The sequence below is a fragment of the Moorena sp. SIO3I6 genome (assembly GCF_010672095.1).
In genome coordinates, this window is sequence record NZ_JAAHHU010000911.1 from 1 (window position 1) to 1,970 (window position 1,970).

1 protein-coding gene is annotated in these 1,970 nt (G+C 45.7%); it reads right to left on the reverse strand.

The features are described 5' to 3' along the window. Positions 1-330 precede the first annotated feature (330 nt). The gene (locus tag F6K49_RS44315; RefSeq protein WP_293030880.1) at positions 331-1,653 is read right to left on the reverse strand and encodes an NF041680 family putative transposase; all 1,323 of its coding nucleotides are present in this window, start codon (positions 1,651-1,653) and stop codon (positions 331-333) included. Positions 1,654-1,970 lie beyond the last annotated feature (317 nt).

Here is a 1,970-nt window from a genome sequence, read left to right on the forward strand (position 1 = left end):
AGTGACTGGGCTCACCTGAGCCACCTGACAACCTGTTTGTGGATGGTGGTGGCCGTGATCAAAACAGGGGAGGTAAATTTGACCCGTTGGATTCCTGAGATTCCATGTAGAGGCCAATATGCCCAAACTGGAGTTTAGACTATCAAGCAGAGAAAGGAGAGTATAGGAAGTAAGTTATCCTATTCGCTAGGCTAACCTAGCCAACCATGAGGGAAATTTTCACAAACTAGAAAAAAAGGCAGACGACAAGGATTGACAGACACACAAAAACGTTTCCGCCCCTCAACAAGCCGGAAAATCAAGCCATTAGGTCAAAAAACTGAGACTTAACTAACTCGTTCTTCGCTTTTTCCTCGTCTTTTTCCTTCTGGTTATGCCCTTTTTCACCAGAGGATAGACAGTACGTTTGTTTCTCTTAGACCCAGTAAGCCAACCAGGAGACTTTCCACGTACTTTGGGGAAACTAGCAGGAGAACCAATCACCGCCAAAACTCCTCCCATTGACTGGGCAACCCTTCCTGGAGTGATTTCCTCTGCACTCAGAGATTTCTGCCAAGGTCGAGGTTGGTCTTGGACAAGAGTACGAGCCAGCCATAACTGCCAAGTTATTATTGGCATCAAATCACTCCACCTTTGCTCCCGTTCAGGAGTAGAAAAACGAGGTTTAAGCCAGTGTAACCTCTGCTTGGCGAATCGATTCCAATGATCTACAGTAAATCGTCGTCGATAGTCACGCCAAATAGTTGAGACCGGGGGTATGGTTTGACCGAGCCAACACAACCACATCGGTTGGAGAGCTCGACGATGGGGATACTTACCTTTTACTTCCACCCGAATCACTTCCATCCCATGGCTTGGAGATTGCCGAAAATGTAGATTACTCCAACGCCTCAAGATCACCTCACCTAATTGAGGGTCATCAATAGTTAGTTGTTCGGTCGGTTGTGACCAAGTATCTGGGTCACTCAATTTAAATTTTTGTCCATGAATTTGGGGACGACCCTTACCCTGATAGGCTGGTGGTGCACCCCATAAACAGCGATTAGGACGCAAGCGCATCAACTTGTCCGCAGGTATGTCAGCAGTTTGAACGACGAACGAAGCACATCCATACTCACTGTCCCAAACTGTAATTGGTCTACTCGGGAGTAGTAAACAGACTTGTTCGAGCTGAGCTGCTGCTTTGCTTATGGGTGTGTCGAAACTGGTGATTCTTTCATGAGTCAGGGGTAAAGCCCAACTACCTTTGTGTTCTGGTACCCAAGCGATGGTGCTGTAATCATGTCCTGGGATGACTGGTTTGTTGCCAATGGTTTTTCCGGTCGAATGTACGTAGCTACGGTCACAAAGAGTTTTTGCTTCTGGCCGTGGTCTGGGGGTATGATCTCCTGCTAGCAATGGTCGCTGGATGTCTGACATCTGGGAAATGTACAGTTCCATTAATTGGCTGGTGTCAGGACGAGTGTCTTTGATGGCTTCGTAGATACTTGACCAACTTCGGCGAAATGCTGGACACCTTGACAGCTCTGGATATGAGCATACCTCTTTAGTGAGGATGACTGCATCCATTAACTCGAAGGTTGCATCCTTAGCTTTTCCTAAACAATTATAGGCTGTTTGACGAAATTGTTGGAGATTATCGAAAATTGTCATGGGTAGATGTGGAACATTGCCTATTTCTGATCATCTACCATCCGGTAGTCTGCGTTCATTGCAGTCTACCTTTTTTTCTTGTTGGTGAACCTCTTCTCTTCTTATTGGGGGTACTAGTTAGCATCGTTGATACGAAAACTAGTTTCCTTCCCCACTGTTTCTGTCTGATTTAGTCTAAACTCCAGAATTAGCAAAAGCAATTCGCGATCGCACTGTCTCATCGGTGGAAGTGTTAGACGCTCATCTTGAGCATATTGCTCTGCACAATTCTAAACTAAACGCCATTATTACCTTAGATGTAGAAAATGCCTATCAAC

Coding starts and splice junctions, on each gene's coding strand:
- F6K49_RS44315 (WP_293030880.1), bottom strand. CDS start 1,653: ATGACAATTTTCGATAATCTCCAACAATTTCGTCAAACAGCCTATAAT.